A 15779-nucleotide genomic window follows, 5' to 3' on the forward strand; every position below is an offset into this window, starting at 1 on the left:
AGTGCCGATGGATTCCCTGGCCCCCATGATCAACGGGTTCGGCGTCGTCCTCGAACCGACCAACCTGCTCTACTGCCTGATCGGCGTCCTGATCGGCATGCTGGTCGGGGTGCTGCCCGGACTGGGCCCCGCGGCCACCATCGCGATCCTGCTGCCCCTGACCTTCGGCATCGAGCCCGTGACCGCGATCATCATGCTCGCGGGCATCTTCTACGGCGCCCAGTACGGCGGCACCATCACCTCGGTCCTGCTCCGCCTGCCCGGCGAGGCCTCGTCGGTGGTGACGGTGTTCGACGGCCACATGCTGGCCAAGCAGGGCCGCGCCGGGACCGCGCTGGGGATCGCCGCCATCGGGTCCTTCGCGGGCGGCACGGTCTCGATCGTCGCCCTGTCCGTGGTGGCCCCCCTGGTCGCGGGCTTCGCGCTGGACTTCGGCCCGCCGGAGTACACGGTGCTGGCCCTGCTGGGCATCCTGCTGGTGGCCACCGTCGGCAACGGCGGGCGGGTCAAGGCGCTGGTCGCCGCCGGGCTCGGCCTGCTGCTGGCGACCGTGGGCCGCGACACCTTCACCGGCGCCGAGCGGTTCACGTTCGACTCCCTGGCCCTGGCCGACGGGCTCGACTTCGTGCCGATCGCGATGGGCCTGTTCGGCATCGGGGAGATCCTGCACAACCTGGAGCAGCGCCACCGCGCGATCTCCGGCCCGGTGAAGGTCGCCAACACCTGGCCCTCCCGCTCCGACCTGCGCCGGTCCTCCGGGGCGATCGCCCGCGGCTCGGTCCTGGGCTTCGTCCTGGGCATCCTGCCGGGCGGCGGCGCCACCCTGGCGTCGATGGCCTCCTACGCCCTGGAGAAGCGCCGGTCCCGCACCCCGGAGCGGTTCGGCCGGGGCGCGGTGGAGGGCGTGGCCGCCCCGGAGACCGCCAACAACGCGGCGGCCACCTCGTCGTTCATCCCCCTGCTGACGCTGGGGATCCCGGCCAACGCCACCATGGCGGTCATCTTCGGGGCGCTGCTCATCCAGGGCGTGCCGCCGGGGCCGCAGCTGGTCTCCCAGGAGCCGGAGCTGTTCTGGGGGGTGATCAACTCGATGTACATCGGCAACATCCTGCTGCTGATCATGAGCATCCCCCTGGTCGGCCTCTTCGTGCGGATCCTGCGGATCCGCCCGGCGGTCCTCGCCCCGATCACGGTGCTCATCACCCTGGTGGGCGTGTACACGGTGCGCAACAGCGTCTTCGACATCGTCCTGGTGGTCGTCTTCGGGGTGCTGGGCTACCTCATGAAGAAGTTCGGGTTCGAGCCCGGGCCCCTGGTCCTGGCGTTCGTGCTGGGGTCGCTGCTGGAGAGCTCGCTGCGCAGGTCCCTGCTGCTGTTCGACGGCGACGTCCTGGGCTTCGCCACGCGCCCCATCTCGGGAACGCTGCTGGCGCTGCTGCTCGTGGTCGTCCTCCTGCCGGTGGCGCGGATGCTGTTCGCCCGCCGCGCGGCCGCTGCCCCGGCCGAGCGCGAGAAGGTCGGCGACGGGGCCTGAGCCCCGCACCCGCCGCGAAGGCCCCGGGATCCCCCGGGGCCTTCCCCCTGTCCGGGGCCGCCCCCGCCCCGGGTACGGGACGGGGGCGGCGCCGCGGGAGGCGCGGCGTCAGTCGGCGCGGGCGATGGCGATGGTCGCGCCCAGGCGGTGCCCCGCCTCGTAGAACATGTACTGCACGCCCCGGTCGGAGCCGAAGGACGGCGCCGCCGACCTCCCCGAGTCCGGGGGACCGGCCATCGGCGTGTGGACCACCCCCAGGTGGTCGCGCCGGGAGAAGTCCGCGCCCACCTCGGTCGCCCGGATGTCCCCGGCGCTCGTGTGGTAGACGACCAGCGTGCGCCCGCCCCGGACCACCAGGTGGGGGCCGGACAGGTTCGCCACCCCCACGTCGGAGTGCCGGACCAGCGGCTCGCGGGCGAAGTCGAAGGTGATCCCGTCCGCCGACCACCCCCACCCGATGTCGCGGTGATTGTTCGTCCCGTTGCGCATGAACACCATGACGTAGTCCGCGCCCCGGTCCGCCAGCCGGTGCTCGAACACCCGGGCGTAGGAGGCCTCGGTGGTGCCCGGCACCATCGCGGTGTTCAGCACCACGCCGTGGTAGGTGAAGTCGATCCCGTTGCGGGAGCGGGCCAGCCGGGTGGTGGTGTTCTCGCCGTGGAAGTACAGCCACATCTCCCGGTGCCGGGTGTTCCACATGACGTGCGGCGAGGACACGTGGCTCACCGAGTAGTGCGGCGACCAGTCCCGGGACACGATCGGGTTGCCCGGGTGCTCGGTGAACGGGCCCTCGGGGCTGTCGGCGTAGGCCAGGCAGATCCCGCCCGGGGCGTCGTGCGGGGCGTAGTAGAGCAGGTAGCGGCCGGGGGCGTCGGACAGGCGGCCGACCGTCCCCCGCAGGCAGGGGAAGATCAGCTCCCCGGTCGGGTTGTAGGCCAGGTTCGCGGTGTCGAGCGCCTCGCGCACGAACCGGTAGGCGGGCAGCGCTTTCGCTGTGGAGGGCGCCGGGGGAGCGGCGGGGGCGGCGGCCGCCGGGACGGCCGCGCCGCCGGCGATCAGGGCGCCGGCGGCCAGGGTTCCGGCGCCCAGCAGGGCGGTCCGGCGGTCGATTCCCCGGGGGTTCGGTTCGGACATCTCGGGTTCCTTCGGGAGGGGGCGGGGGTGCACCGATGGCCACCGAGTCTCGACCAGGCGCGATGCGCTGGTCAAGGTTCTAATACGTATTAACGAAACTCTGCGGATACCGGCCGGAAATCTCCGCGGACCCCTTGACGAAACCCTGAGACGCGGCTCACAGTCATGGACTAATGCGCATTAGGACGCCGTATCGGAGGAGAAGCCGGTGGAGAACACTCGACAGCCCGCTGCCAGGGGACGGCGCAGGCCGCGCCAGTCCGACATCGCGCGGGCGGCCGGCGTCTCCCAGACCACGGTCTCCCTCGTCCTGCGCGGCACCACCGTGGGCATGTCCCTGGCCCGGGAAACGCGCCAGCGGGTCCTGGACGCCGCCGAGCGGCTCGGGTACGTGCCCGACCCCGTCGCCACCCGCCTGGCCTCGGCCGCCAACGCCATGCTCGGCCTCTACACCTTCAGCACCACCTTCCCCACCGACGTGGCGCACTCCTACTACCCGGTCCTGGTCGGGGTGGAGGAGGAGGCCGCCGCCCAGGGCCAGGACCTCATCCTGTTCACCGGCTCCTCCCGGGCCGGGACCGGGGCCGACGACCCCGCCGCGGTGCGGCGGGTGCGGGTCGCCGACGGCTGCCTGTTCTTCGGCCGCCACGTGCCCGACGAGCCGATCCGGCACCTGGTCGAGGACGGCTTCCCCTTCGTCTACATCGGCCGCCGCGACGAACCCGACGTCCCCTACGTGGGCGCCGACTACGTCTCGGCCTCGGCCGCCGTGCTGGAGCGGCTCGCCGCCGCCGGGCACCGGAACATCCGCTACCTGCGCGAACACGACCAGGCCCCGGCCTCCACCGACCGCGAGGAGGGCGTGCTGCGCGGCGCCCGCGCCGCCGGGGCCGGCACCGCAGGCCTGGTGGTGCGCACCGACGGCACCGACCTCGACGCCCTGCTGGCCGCCTGGCTCGCCGACGGCGTCACCGCGGTCGTCGTCGAGCAGACCGACACCGGCGCCGCCCTGTCCGGGCTGGGCGCCGCCATCGAGCGCGCCGGGCTGCGCTGCCCGCGGGACCTCTCCCTTGCCGTGCTCGGGGCGCCGGTCGGCGCCCGCGGCCGGGCACCCGGGGGAGGCGCGGTGTTCAGCGGGTTCGACGTGCCGATGCGCGAGATGGGCCGCGACGCGGTCCGCCTGCTGCTGCGCCTGATCGCCGGCGAGGAGGGGCTGCGGACCCGGAGGCTGCTGCCCTGCGAACCGGTCGGGGGCGGCACCATCGCCGCCCCGCGCCCGCGGTGACCCCCTCGCCCCATGGACCGATCCCCCGCCACACGTGCCGCACCGGCGCCACCGCCGCGTGCGACGAACGGAAAGGAGAAGGGCGCCGCCCCGCCACCCGGGGCACCGCGCCCGACCACCCCATGACCGAGAGCAGAACCGAGATCCTCGTCGTCGGCGCCGGACTGGGCGGTGTCGCCGCCGCCCTGGCGGCCGCCGACTCCGGCCGCAGGGTCGTCCTGACCGAGCCGACCGACTGGATCGGCGGGCAGCTCACCTCCCAGGCCGTCCCCCCGGACGAGAACCCCTGGATCGAGAAGTTCGGCGCCACCGCCTCCTACCGCCGCCTGCGCGAGGGCATCCGCGACCACTACCGCCGCGTCTACCCGCTGCGCGCCGAGGCCGCCGCCGCGCGCACCCTCAACCCGGGGGCGGGCCGTGTCAGCAAGCTCTGCCACGAGCCGCGCGTCGCCCTGGCGGTCCTGGAGGAGATGATCGCCCCGCACCGCTCGGCCGGGCGGATCACCGTCCTGGAGCGGCACCGCCCGGTCGCCGCGCTCACCGACGGCGGCCGCGTGCTGGCCGTGACCCTGCGCGACGCCGAGGGCGGCGAGCACACCGTCCACGCCGACTACGTGCTGGACGCCACCGAGGACGGCGACCTGCTGCCGCTGGCCGGCATCGACCACGTCACCGGGGCCGAGGCCCGCTCCGAGCACGGCGAGCCGCACGCCCCGCAGACCGCCGACCCGACCAACCTCCAGGGCATCACCTACTGCTTCGCGGTCTCGCACCACGAGGGCGAGGACCACACCATCGACCGGCCGGCGATGTACGGCTTCTGGCGGTCCTACCGCCCGGACTTCTGGCCCGGCCCGCTGCTGGGCTTCCAGGCCCCGGACCCGCGCACCCTGGAGCCCGTCGCGCGCACCTTCGCGCCCAACCCCGACACCGACCCCCTGGCGGTCGACGCCGACCAGAGCGCCGACGCCGGGGACAAGGAGCTATGGGGGTTCCGCCGCATCCTGGCCCGCCGGCTGCACCGGCCCGGAGCCTTCGACTCCGACATCACCCTCGCCAACTGGCCGCTCAACGACTACTGGCTCACCCCGGCCCTGGAGATCGAGGGCCTGGTGGACGCCGCCACCGTCCGCCGGGCCCACGAGGAGGCCCGCCAGCTGTCCCTGTCGGTCCTGTACTGGCTCCAGACCGAGGCCCCGCGGCCGGACGGCGGCACCGGGTTCCCGGGGCTGCGGCCCCGCCCCGACGTCACCGGCGCCGAGCTCGGCCTGGCCAAGGCCGCCTACGTGCGCGAGTCGCGGCGCATCCGGGCGGTCACCACCGTCACCGAGCACGACGTGTCCCTGGACATCCGCGGCCCGCACGGCATCCTGCGCCGGCACGACTCGGTGGGCGTCGGCAGCTACCGGATCGACCTGCACCCCTCCACCGGCGGCGACAACTACATCGACATCGCCAGCGTGCCCTTCGAGATCCCGCTGGGGGCGCTGCTGCCGCGGCAGGAGACCAACCTGCTGCCCGCCGCCAAGAACATCGGCACCACGCACATCACCAACGGCTGCTTCCGCCTGCATCCCGTCGAGTGGAACATCGGCGAGGCCGCCGGGCGGCTGGCCGCCTTCGCCCTGGACCACGACACCACCCCGCACGCCGTGCACGCCAAGGACGAGCTCCTGGAGCGGTTCACCGCCCTGCTGGACCGCACCGGCGTCGAGCGCCACTGGCCCGACGTCCGCGGCTACTGACCCATCCCTCCATCCCCCCGCACCCTCCCCACCCACGAAAGGGGACCACCATGAGCGACCCGGGCACACGGCCGGCACGCGACCCCGTGCGCGTCGGCATCGACGTCGGCGGCACCTTCACCGACGCGGTGGCGGTCAGCGCCACGACCTTCGAACTCCTGGGCCAGGTCAAGGTGCCCACCAGCCACGACCACGAGGACGGGGTCGCGCACGGCATCATGACCGCCCTGGAGCGCCTGCTGGCGGAGGTCGGCGTGGCCGCCGACGACGTCGGCTTCCTCGCCCACGGCACCACCCAGGCCACCAACGCCCTGCTGGAGGGCGACGTGGCGACCATCGGCATCGTCGGCGTCGGCTCCGGCCTCGACGGCCTGGCCGTCGGGCGGCTGCGCTCGCTGGGCAGGCTGCGCCTGGACTCCGGTCACCGGCTGCCCGTCCGCTACGCCGCCCTGCGCCGCCCCGACGACCCGGAGGCCGCCCGGGCCGCCGTCGACGCCGTGGTGGACGCGGGCGCGGACGTGGTCGTCGCCGCCGAGCCCTTCAGCGTCGACGACGCCGAGGGGGAGCGGGCGGTCCTGGAGGCGGCGGCCGCCCGCGGGGTGCCCGCCACCGCCACCCACGAGATCACCCGGCTCTACGGCCTCACCAAGCGCGCCCGCACCGCCGCGCTCAACGCCGGGGTCATGCCGCGCATGCTCCAGACCGCCGACCTGGTCGAGAGCAGCATCCTCAAGGCCGGGATCACCGCACCGCTCATGGTCATGCGCTGCGACGGCGGCGTGATGTCCCTGGGGGAGATGCGCAACCGGCCCCTGCTCACCGTGCTGTCCGGCCCCGCGGCCGGGGTCGCGGGGGCGCTCATGGGGGAGAAGGTCAGCGAGGGCGTCTTCCTGGAGACCGGCGGCACCTCCACCGACATCAGCGTCATCCGCCGCGGCCGCGTCCAGATCAGGCACGCCGAGCTGGGCGGACGGGAGACCTACCTGTCGGCCCTGGACGTGCGCACCGTCGGCATCGGCGGCGGGTCCGTCGTCCGCCTGGGCGGCGGGGAGGGCGACGGGGCCGCGGTCCTGGCCGACGTGGGCCCGCGCAGCGCGCACATCGCCGGGCTGCCCTACGCCTGCTTCGCCGACCCCGCCGAACTCGACGGCGCCCGGCTGGTCCGCGTCGCCCCGCTGGAGTCCGACACCGCCGACCACGCCGTCCTGGACAACGGCACCCGGCGCTTCGCCCTCACCGTCACCTGCGCGGCCAACGCCCTGGGCCGGGTGCCCGAGGGCGACCACGCGCGGTCCGACCCCCGGGCCGCCCGCGCCGCCCTGGAACCCCTGGCCCGCGCCCTGGGCACCGACGTGGCCGGGGCCGCCCGGGCCGTCCTGGACAAGGCGACCGAACGCGTCGAGGCCGTCGTGGAGGCGCTGATCGGCGACTACGGCCTGGACCGGTCGGTGGCCGCCCTGGTCGGCGGCGGGGGAGGCGCCGCCACCGTCACCCCGCACCTGGGCGAGCGCATGGGCCTCACCGCCCGCATCGCCGCGCACAGTGAGGTGATCAGCCCGCTGGGCGTCGCCCTCGCCCTGGTCCGGGAGTCCGTCGAGCGCATCATCCCCGGCGCCACCCACGCCGACGTCCTGTCGGTGCGCGCCGAGGCCGAGGCGGCCGTGGTCGCCCAGGGCGCCGACCCCGACGGGGTGGAGGTCGACGTCACCGTCGACCCGCAGCGCAACCTCGTCACCGCCGTGGCCACCGGCGCCACCGAGCTGCGCACCAGGGACCGCACCGCCGCCGTCGCCCGGGAGCAGGCCCGCGCCGCGGCGGCCGACAGCCTCGGCGCCGACGCCGCCGACCTCACCGAGTACGCCGCCAACGGGCGCTACCGGGTGCTCGGCCTGGTGCGCAGGCCCCAGGGGCCGTTCGGGCGCCTGTCCCGCGAACGCCGCCACATCCGGGTCGTCGACAGCGAGGGCGTGGTGCGCCTGCACAACGGCGACGCCGAGGTGGACACCCTGGTCGCCGGGCAGGCCGAGGGCCGCCTCAAGGACCTGGTCGAGGAGCGCACCTCCTACGGCGACGGCGGGGCCGTCCCGCCCGCCGTCTGGCTGCTGCTCGGCCCCAAGATCGCCGACCTGTCGGGGGTCATGGACGCCGGGCACCTGCTGGCGTTGGCCGGGACGGAGATCGCCCGGCGCGCCCCCGACGAGGAGGTCGTCGCGATCATGGAGCGGCGCCGATGAACGGCCCCGCGCACCAGGACGGCCCCGGCGGACCCGCCGGCCCCGGGGCGCCGTACGCGGAGTACGCCCGCATCGGCGCCGCCGACGAGGTCGACCTCGCCGCCGGCCTGCTGTCCCTGATCCCGCTGCACGAGGACCGCGACCCGGAACGGCTGCGGGAGTGGGCCGCCCGCGCCCTCGCCTTCGGCCGCGAACTGGCCGCCTCGGCCGAACGGGCCCCGGCCGCGGACACCGCCCGGACCGAGGTCGTCGAGGAGGCCGTCGGCGGCCTGGCCCCGGGCGAGGTCCTGCTGGCCGAGTACCTGCACCGCCCCTCCGGCGACCGCATCGTCGTCTACACCGACGCCCTGCGCCACGCCCACCGGGTGGCCCGCGCCGCGGGCTGGGGCCGGGACTTCCCGCCCTCCGCGGTGCGCCGGGCCGCGCTGGCCCACGAGGAGGCCCACCGGATGCTGCACGGCGCCCGCGGCCGGGCCCTGCGCGACCGGCTCGGCCACGACCTGCTGCGCCTGGGGCCCCTGCGCCTGCGCGGCCACGTCGCCGGGGCCGACGAGATCGCCGCCCACGCCTACGCCCACGCCCGCTGCGGCCTGCGCCGCAGCCCGCTCGCCCTCACCGCGGCCATCGCCGCGACCCTCGAACACCAGGGGACCGCTCCCGGCGGACCGGACCCCGGCACACCCCTCGGAGACCGCCCGTGACCGCCCTGGGAATCCTTCTCGCCATGGCGGTGGGCGTCGGCCTGATGCTGACGCGCCGCCTGCCCACCGCCTTCGCCCTCGTCCTGCTCGCCGTCGCCATCGCCCTCATCGCCGGAGCACCGCTCACCGGCGAGGAGGAGAGCGTGGTCGGCACCGTCCTCCAGGAGGGCGCGCCGCGCCTGGCCGCGACCATGGTGGCCATCCTGCTGGGCAGCTGGCTGGGCACCCTCCTGTCCGAGACCGGCATCGCCTCCACGCTCGTCCGCAAGATCGTGGAGTTCGGCGGGGAGCGCCCCTCCCTGGTGGCGGTCGGCATCTTCCTGGTCGCGATCCTGTGCGGCAGCATCACCGGCTCGGCTCCGGCGGCGATGCTCGCCGGGGTGGTGGGCATCCCGGCGATGATCGCCGTGGGGGTCACACCCACGGTCGCGGCGGGCACGGTGCTGGTCGGCATCGCCGCCGGCCTGCCCCTGGAGCTCATCAACTGGCAGTTCCTGTCCGACGCCATCGGGGTGCCGGTGGCCACCGTCCAGCACTTCCAGCTGCGCATGTTCCCGATCGCCCTGCTCGGCGGGCTGGCCTACATCCTCGTGGAGATGCGCCGCAAGGGCGTGCGGCACACCTGGGCGGTGCGGGTCGGCGGGGGCGCCGGGACGGGCTCCCGGCGCGAGCGGGCCGCCCGGCGGCGGCAGCGCCGCGGGGACGCGCCCTGGTACGCCCTGCTCACCCCGCTGGTGCCCATCGTCCTGGCCCTGGGCCTGGAGATCCCCATCGTCCCGGCGCTGCTGGCCGGTGTGGTGTTCGCCCTGGCCACCGCCGTGCCCTGGCGGGAGATGACGACCACGGCCCTGCGCACGCTCTACCGGGCGTTCGACGTGGCGGCGCCGCCCATCGTGCTGTTCATCGCCATCGGCATGCTGCTGGCCGCGGTGAACCTGCCCGGCGCGGTCGCGGCCCTGAGCCCGGTCGTGGTCGCCGTCAGCCCGGGCCACGTCGCCCTGTTCGTGCTGGTGTTCGCCCTGCTGGTGCCGCTGGCCCTGTACCGGGGGCCGATGAACATCTTCGGCCTCGGCGCCGGTGTGGCCGGGGTGCTGGTGGCCGGGGGCATCTACCCCGCCCCGGCGGTGGTGGGGCTGATGGCCTCCTACGGCCAGGTCCTGGGCGTCTCCGACCCGACCAGCACGCAGACCGTGTGGAGCTCCCAGTACGCGGGGGTGCGCCCGGAGCGCTCGATGCTGTCCACCCTGCCCTACACCTGGGCGATCGCCGTCGCGGGCCTGTGCCTGACCGCCTACCTCTACCTGCTGTGACCGCCCGCCCGGCGGCCCCGGCCCCGCCGGGGCCGCCGGCGACGCGGCCCCGACGGGACCGCGCGGGCCCGCGCCCGCGCGGCCGTGCTACGCCGACCGCTGCTGCGCCTTCCACGCCAGGTGGAGTTCGCGCCGGCGGTCGTACTCCTTCTTGGCCCGCCGCCGCGGGTCGGCCTCGGGCGTCAGCGCGGCCGGACCCATGATGTGCAGGAGCGCGTAGTTGATACGGAACCCCGTCCTGTACAGCAACGAGAACGAGTCGTTCCCACTCGGCTTGTCCATGGCCGTCCACCTCACTGGTCTGCGTGATCGCGGATGCACGCCGCAGGAGGGGCCCGGGTGGGAGATCCACCGCCCTGAAGTCCGCGGCCACCCGCCCGGCCAGCGTACCGGCCCGTTTCCGGACGCCCCGGCCACCCCACCCCGGGCGGGTCGGCCTCCGGAAGGCCGCCCGCCGGGGGAGTCGGCCCGCCCCTCCCCGGAGGAGCCGTCCGGCCCTCCTGGAGGAGCGCTCCGGGCCGTACGGGCGGGCGTCGGAACCCCCGGTCGGGGGCATCGCGCTGATCGGGCCCGGCGCGGACCTCGCGGACCTCGCCCGGTCGAGCCGTGCGGCGCACGGCCTACGGCCGTCTCCACCCGGGGCGACGGCCCGGCCGGCCTCGCACGCGCGGAACAGGGATTTTGGTCATCGCAGGTTCCCGTCGGTGCGGGCGCTCCAGACCACCAGCGCGGCAACGAGGACACAGGCGGCGCCCAGCCACAGAACGCCCTGGAGGGCGAACGAGTCGACGACGACGCCGCCGACCAGCGCGCCCAGGCCGATGGACAGGTTGAACACCGACACCCACAGGGCGGAGGCCGCTTCCACGGCCTTCGGCGCGGCCTTGATCATCCACGTCTGCAGGCCGACCGACACGCCGCCGAACGCCAGTCCCCAGGCGATCAGCAGTGCGGCCCCGCTGCCCGGCCCCCGGCCCAGCAGTAGGTAGAGCAGCATCGCGGCCGTCAGGGCCGCGGTGATGACCAGCACGGTCCGGTGAGTGTTGCGCGCCAACGCCGCCCCGGCGACGAAGTTGCCGACCATGCCCGCCAGGCCGAACGCGAACAGCACCGGGCCGACGAGCCGCTCATCGATCCCGGACAGGCTCTGGAGTGCCGGGCTCACGAAGGTGTAGGCCGAGAAGTGGCCGGTCACCATGAGGAACGTGGCGAGGATGCCGACGCGCACACCCGGGTTGCGGAACTGTTCGGCCAGGAGGCGCGGGCGGACGGGCCGGGCGGCGGTCAACGGCGGCAGCACGGTCAGCAACGCGAGCAGGACGACGAGCGCCAGGCCGCCCAGCGTCGCGAAGGCGATCCGCCAACCGGTGAACTCGCCCAGCAGCGTGCCGATCGGAACGCCGAACACGTTCGCGGCGGCGACGCCTCCGAAGATGACCGCGGTGGCCCGTGGCACGTTCGCGGTGGTCACGAGCCGGACGGCCAGGCCGCCGGCGACGGCCCAGAAGCCTCCGATCGCCACTCCGACCAGTACCCGGGAGGCCACCAGGACGGTGAAGTCCGGGGCCAGGGCCGAGGCCGCGTTGGCAAGGGTCATCAGCCCCATCAGGCCGAGCAGCAGGAGCCGCCGGTCCATCGCGCCGACGAGTACCGGGACCAGCGGTGCCGAGACCGCGGCGACCAGACTGGGCACCGTGACCATCAGCCCGGCCGTCCCTTCGGAGACCGACAGTGCCGACCCCACACCGGTCAACAGGCCGATCGGCAGCTGTTCGGCGGTGACCAGCAGGAATGTTCCCAAGGCCACCGAGGCGACCGCCGTCCAGCGGTTCCTCGTCGGGGTCTGTTGATCGGCCGCCTGGGCGGCGGACTGCTCCGGGGTCGTCACCGGTGCCTCCTCGCATATTTGGGAGCGATCGCTCCCATACTTCGGTGAACCCTAGTATGGGAACGATCGCTCCACAAGCCGGGTAGGATGGCGGCCATGGGACGCCCTCGGCAGTTCGACGAGCGGGAAGCGGTCGTCAAGGCGACCGATCTGTTCTGGCGCCGCGGTTACAGCGCCACCTCGGTGCGCGATCTGGGTGATGAGCTCGAACTCACGCCCAGCAGCCTGTACCGGACGTTCAAGGACAAGCACACGCTCTTCCTGCGTGCGCTCGACCACTACCGGGCCACCGAGTCCGCCCAGGCCGAGCAGTGGCTGAGCGCCGACGGCCGCCCGGTTCGCGACGTGCTGCGGGACTGGATGCTGTGGCTGGTCACCTGCCCGGCCGGCGGCGAACCGGGGCGGGGCTGCCTCGTGGTCAACACGGCCACCGAACTCGGCACCGCAGACGACCAGGTCAGCCGGCGGACCGAGGCCGCCTTCGATGTCACCCGTCGGGCGCTGCGATCGCTGCTGCTCGAGGGACGCGCCAGCGGCGAACTGCCCGCCGGCCTCGACATCGACGCCGCCGTGGAACTGCTGTTCACCACGGTGCTCGGGCTGCGGGTGCGCGAGCGCGCCGGTCACGACGCCGCACGTCTGGCCACCGCGATCGACGCCGCGATCCGGGTGCTGGGGCCCCCGGCCGCGGACCCTTCCTGACCACCGGCCGTCCCGCCCCCGGTGTGCCGCAGGCCCCACGGGCAGGGACCGCCCCGTACCCCGGGCGGTGGGTCCTAGCCGTTGACCAACAGGATCTTGCCGAAGTGCCCGCCCGCCTCCAGCAGCCGGTGCGCCTCGGCGGCCTCGGACATGGGCAGGGTGCGCTCGATGACCGGCTCGACGGCCCCGTTCGCGACCAGCGGCCAGACGTGCTCCTGAACGCCGGCCACGATGGCGGCCTTCTGCTCCGCGGAACGCGAGCGCAGGGTGGTGCCGTGGACCGACAGGCGCTTGAACACCAGGTCGGCGAGGTTGAGCGGTGCCTCGATGCCGTTCTGGAGGCCGATGACGACCAGGCGCCCGTCGGCGGCCAGGGAGCGGATGTTGCGCTCCAGGTAGCTCCCGCCGATGATGTCGAGGACCACGTCGTAGGGTCCGTGGTCGGCGAAGTCCTCGGTGCGGTAGTCGACGACCACATCGGCGCCCAGCTCCCGTGCGCGGGCGGCCTGCTCGGGGCCGCCGACGGTGGTGGCCACGCGGGCGCCCCGCGCCTCGGCGATCTGGATCGCCATGGTGCCGATGCCCCCGGCCCCGCCGTGCACGAGGAGGGTCTCCCCCTCGCGCAGGTGCGCGGTCATGAAGAGGTTGGACCACACGGTCGCGGTCGCCTCGGGCAGGGACGCGGCCTCGACCAGGCCCACCCCCTCGGGGACCGTGAGCAGCTGGCCCGCGGGGACGGCGACCTTCTGGGCGTAGCCGCCGCCGGTGAGCAGGGCGGCGACCTCGTCGCCCACCTTCCATCCGGTCACGTCGGCGCCGAGCGCGGCGATGCGGCCGGAGACCTCCAGGCCCGGGTAGGGGGAGGCGCCTTCGGGCACGGGGTAGAGGCCGATCCGCTGGACGGCGTCGGCCCGGTTGAGGGCGGCAGCCGCAACGTCGACGACGACCTCGCCGGGCGCGGGCACCGGGTCCTCGACGTCGGTCCACTCCAGCACCTCGGGGCCGCCGAACTCCTTGATCGTGATCGCCTTCATGGCATCTCCTTCGTGGCCGGGACGATTGGATGTGTGCGCTGCTTACATTAGGTACGCGAGTGTGCAGTGTCAACATTGGATCGCGCTCCCGGCCGGTGGTCTGCGCCACGCCGTGCGGTGCGGCGCCATTGATCGGGGTCGGCCGCCGAACTAATGTGAGCGCTGTAAACACATTGGGGAGCGGAACGATGACGAGCGTGCTCTACGTGATCAGTGCGGCCGACCGCTGGACGCTGAACGACGGAACGGTCCATCCCTCCGGCTACTGGGCCGAGGAGGTCGCCGTCCCGCACCGGATCTTCACCGAGGCCGGATGGGACATCACCATCGCGACCCCCGGCGGCAGGGCCCCGACCCTGGACCGCCTCAGTCTCGGCCTCGCGGGCGGGACCCCGGGCAAGCGCCGCGCGGTCGAGGCCTACCTGGAGGGGATCAAGGACGCCCTCGACCACCCGGTCGCGCTCGACTCCGTCGACGCCGACGACTTCGACCTGGTCTTCTACCCGGGCGGGCACGGGCCGATGGAGGACCTCGCCTACGACGCGACCTCCGGCGCCCTGCTGGCCGACCGGCTGGCCTCGGGCCGCCCCCTCGCCCTGCTGTGCCACGCCCCGGCGGCGATCCTCGCCGCGACCGGCCCCGACGGCGCCTCGCCGTTCGCGGGCCGCCGGATGACCGGGCTGTCCAACCGGGAGGAACTGCTCAACCGGTTCGCCAGGAAGGCGCCCTGGCTCCTGGAGGACCGCCTCAAGGAGGCGGGCGTGGAGTACTCCAAGGGGCTGATCCCGCTGCGCCCGCACATCGTGGTCGACGGCGGCCTCTACACCGGGCAGAACCCGCAGTCCTCGGAGAAGCTCGCCGAGCGGCTGGTCGCCGACATCACCGCCGCGTCCTCCGGGGGCGGGCGCTGACCCGGGCGCGTCAGCGGCCGGCCCCTGCCGGCGCGGTCCGCGGGGCGGACAGCCAGGCCCGGTAGCGGCGCAGCGCCCGGCGCTGCCCGACCTGCTCGCGGAACAGGGCGTACGCCGGGAGGGTGCCGGGCCGGGTCGACCTCCCGCGGGCGATGCGCCGCAGCTGGTGGCGGACCTGCGCCATGCTCGCGGCCGAGGCCAGCGCCTTGTTCGACCAGGTGACCGGCCGCATCGGCCGGTCGGCCTCGCGCCCGTCGCGCCAGCGGGCGGGCAGGTCCGGGGTGACGGCCAGTGCGGTGCCCATGCCGACGACCGCGACGCCGCTCGCCAGCACCGCCTCGGCGGTGGCGCGCCGGGTGACGCCGCCGGTGAGCATCAGCGGCAGCGGGCTGGTCTCCACCAGTTCCCGGGCCAGGTCCAGGAAGTACGCCTCGCGGGCCCGGGTGCGCTCGTCGGCGGAGCGGCCGGTCATCGCCGGGCTCTCGTAGCTGCCGCCGGACAGCTCCACGAGGTCGGTGCCGAGGGGTTCGAGCATCGCGATCACCCGTCGCGCGTCGTCCACGTCGAAGCCGCCGCGCTGGAAGTCGGCGGAGTTGAGCTTCACCGCCACCGCGAAGGACGGCGAGACGGCGGCGCGGACCGCGCGCACCACGTCCAGCAGCATCCGCGCCCGGTTCTCCAGCGACCCGCCCCAGGCATCGGTGCGCTGGTTGACCAGCGGGGACAGGAACTGCGACAGCAGGTAGCCGTGCGCGGCGTGGACCTCCACCCCGTCGAACCCGGCCTGCTCGGCGCGGGCCGCCGTGACCGCGAACCTCTCCACGGTGGCTCGGATCTGCTCGGGGGTCATGGCGGTGGGGCGGCCGAAGTTCCTGCTGAGGCGGCCCAGGTCGACGCCCACCGCCGACGGTCCCCACACGACGCCGGGCATGTCGGCCTGCACCTGGCGCCCGGGGTGGTTGATCTGCATCCACACCGCGGCGCCGCCGGACTTGGCGGCCCGCGCCCATTCGGTGAAGGGCTCCAGCGGCGCGGCCTCGTCGAGCACCACGCCGGCGGGCCCGGTCAGGGCCTCGGCGTGGACCATGACGTTGCCGGTGATGAGCAGGCCGGTGCCGCCCGCCGACCAGCGCCGGTACAGCGACACCAGCCGCCCGTCGGGCAGCTGGCCCTCACCCGCCATGTTCTCCTCCATGGCCGCCTTGGCGATCCGGTTGGGCAGAACCGCCCCCGAGCGCAGGCGCAGGGGGGAGTACAATCCGCCGGTCATCACAGTCCTCTTTCCTCGGGTGCGCATATGA

Annotated in this window: 13 protein-coding genes; 8 read left to right on the top strand and 5 right to left on the bottom strand. The window is 74.5% G+C overall.

Annotation, left to right across the window (positions count from 1 at the left end; translation table 11 throughout):
* The first annotated feature begins 7 nt into the window (after positions 1 to 7).
* Positions 8 to 1534, top strand: a complete 1527-nt coding sequence (locus tag ABZ249_RS08090) for a tripartite tricarboxylate transporter permease (RefSeq protein WP_355258928.1) — start codon at positions 8 to 10, stop codon at positions 1532 to 1534.
* A 108-nt stretch (positions 1535 to 1642) separates the two neighbouring features.
* Here ABZ249_RS08090 and ABZ249_RS08095 read toward each other — a convergent pair whose 3' ends face one another.
* Positions 1643 to 2668 carry a hypothetical protein gene (locus ABZ249_RS08095; protein WP_355258931.1) on the bottom strand — a complete coding sequence of 342 codons (1026 nt, stop codon included), beginning with the start codon at positions 2666 to 2668 and terminating at the stop codon, positions 1643 to 1645.
* 208 nt (positions 2669 to 2876) lie between these two features.
* On the opposite strand from ABZ249_RS08095, the gene ABZ249_RS08100 reads away from it, so the two are divergent.
* The 5 genes from ABZ249_RS08100 (at position 2877) to ABZ249_RS08120 (ending at position 9943) form a co-directional block, all read left to right on the top strand.
* Positions 2877 to 3953, top strand: a complete 1077-nt coding sequence (locus ABZ249_RS08100) for a LacI family DNA-binding transcriptional regulator (protein WP_355258934.1) — start codon at positions 2877 to 2879, stop codon at positions 3951 to 3953.
* Between the two features lie 122 nt (positions 3954 to 4075).
* Positions 4076 to 5698 (top strand): FAD-dependent oxidoreductase, encoded by a 1623-nt coding sequence (locus tag ABZ249_RS08105; protein ID WP_355258937.1) that lies wholly within the window; start codon positions 4076 to 4078, stop codon positions 5696 to 5698.
* A 50-nt stretch (positions 5699 to 5748) separates the two neighbouring features.
* Complete coding sequence (locus tag ABZ249_RS08110; protein WP_355258940.1) at positions 5749 to 7932, top strand: hydantoinase/oxoprolinase family protein; 2184 nt, start codon at positions 5749 to 5751, stop codon at positions 7930 to 7932.
* Complete coding sequence (locus ABZ249_RS08115) at positions 7929 to 8633, top strand: hypothetical protein (protein ID WP_355258943.1); 705 nt, start codon at positions 7929 to 7931, stop codon at positions 8631 to 8633. Before ABZ249_RS08110 ends, ABZ249_RS08115 begins: the two co-directional genes overlap by 4 nt.
* Positions 8630 to 9943, top strand: a complete 1314-nt coding sequence (locus tag ABZ249_RS08120; RefSeq protein ID WP_220561835.1) for a transporter — start codon at positions 8630 to 8632, stop codon at positions 9941 to 9943. The genes ABZ249_RS08115 and ABZ249_RS08120 overlap by 4 nt, the downstream gene beginning before the upstream one ends.
* 87 nt (positions 9944 to 10030) lie before the next feature.
* On the opposite strand, the gene ABZ249_RS08125 is transcribed toward ABZ249_RS08120, so the two are convergent.
* Complete coding sequence (locus ABZ249_RS08125) at positions 10031 to 10225, bottom strand: hypothetical protein (protein ID WP_220561834.1); 195 nt, start codon at positions 10223 to 10225, stop codon at positions 10031 to 10033.
* A gap of 403 nt (positions 10226 to 10628) precedes the next feature.
* Positions 10629 to 11831 (bottom strand): MFS transporter, encoded by a 1203-nt coding sequence (locus ABZ249_RS08130; RefSeq protein WP_355258947.1) that lies wholly within the window; start codon positions 11829 to 11831, stop codon positions 10629 to 10631.
* Between the two features lie 96 nt (positions 11832 to 11927).
* On the opposite strand from ABZ249_RS08130, the gene ABZ249_RS08135 reads away from it, so the two are divergent.
* Positions 11928 to 12533: a TetR/AcrR family transcriptional regulator gene (locus tag ABZ249_RS08135; RefSeq protein WP_355258950.1), complete on the top strand. Its 606-nt coding sequence runs from the start codon at positions 11928 to 11930 to the stop codon at positions 12531 to 12533.
* A gap of 74 nt (positions 12534 to 12607) precedes the next feature.
* Here ABZ249_RS08135 and ABZ249_RS08140 read toward each other — a convergent pair whose 3' ends face one another.
* Entirely contained in the window at positions 12608 to 13567 is a 960-nt protein-coding gene (locus tag ABZ249_RS08140; RefSeq protein ID WP_355258953.1) for an NAD(P)H-quinone oxidoreductase, read from the bottom strand.
* Between the two features lie 188 nt (positions 13568 to 13755).
* Between ABZ249_RS08140 and ABZ249_RS08145 the strand changes: the two genes are divergently transcribed.
* The gene (locus tag ABZ249_RS08145) at positions 13756 to 14478 is read left to right on the top strand and encodes a type 1 glutamine amidotransferase domain-containing protein (protein WP_355258956.1); all 723 of its coding nucleotides are present in this window, start codon (positions 13756 to 13758) and stop codon (positions 14476 to 14478) included.
* Positions 14479 to 14488: 10 nt separating this feature from the next.
* Here ABZ249_RS08145 and ABZ249_RS08150 read toward each other — a convergent pair whose 3' ends face one another.
* A complete protein-coding gene (locus ABZ249_RS08150; RefSeq protein WP_355258959.1) occupies positions 14489 to 15748 on the bottom strand; it encodes an NADH:flavin oxidoreductase/NADH oxidase family protein in 1260 nt (419 codons plus the stop codon).
* Positions 15749 to 15779: the final 31 nt, after the last annotated feature.

Source organism: Nocardiopsis sp. NPDC006139 (assembly GCF_040614155.1).
Taxonomy (GTDB): domain Bacteria; phylum Actinomycetota; class Actinomycetes; order Streptosporangiales; family Streptosporangiaceae; genus Nocardiopsis; species Nocardiopsis changdeensis.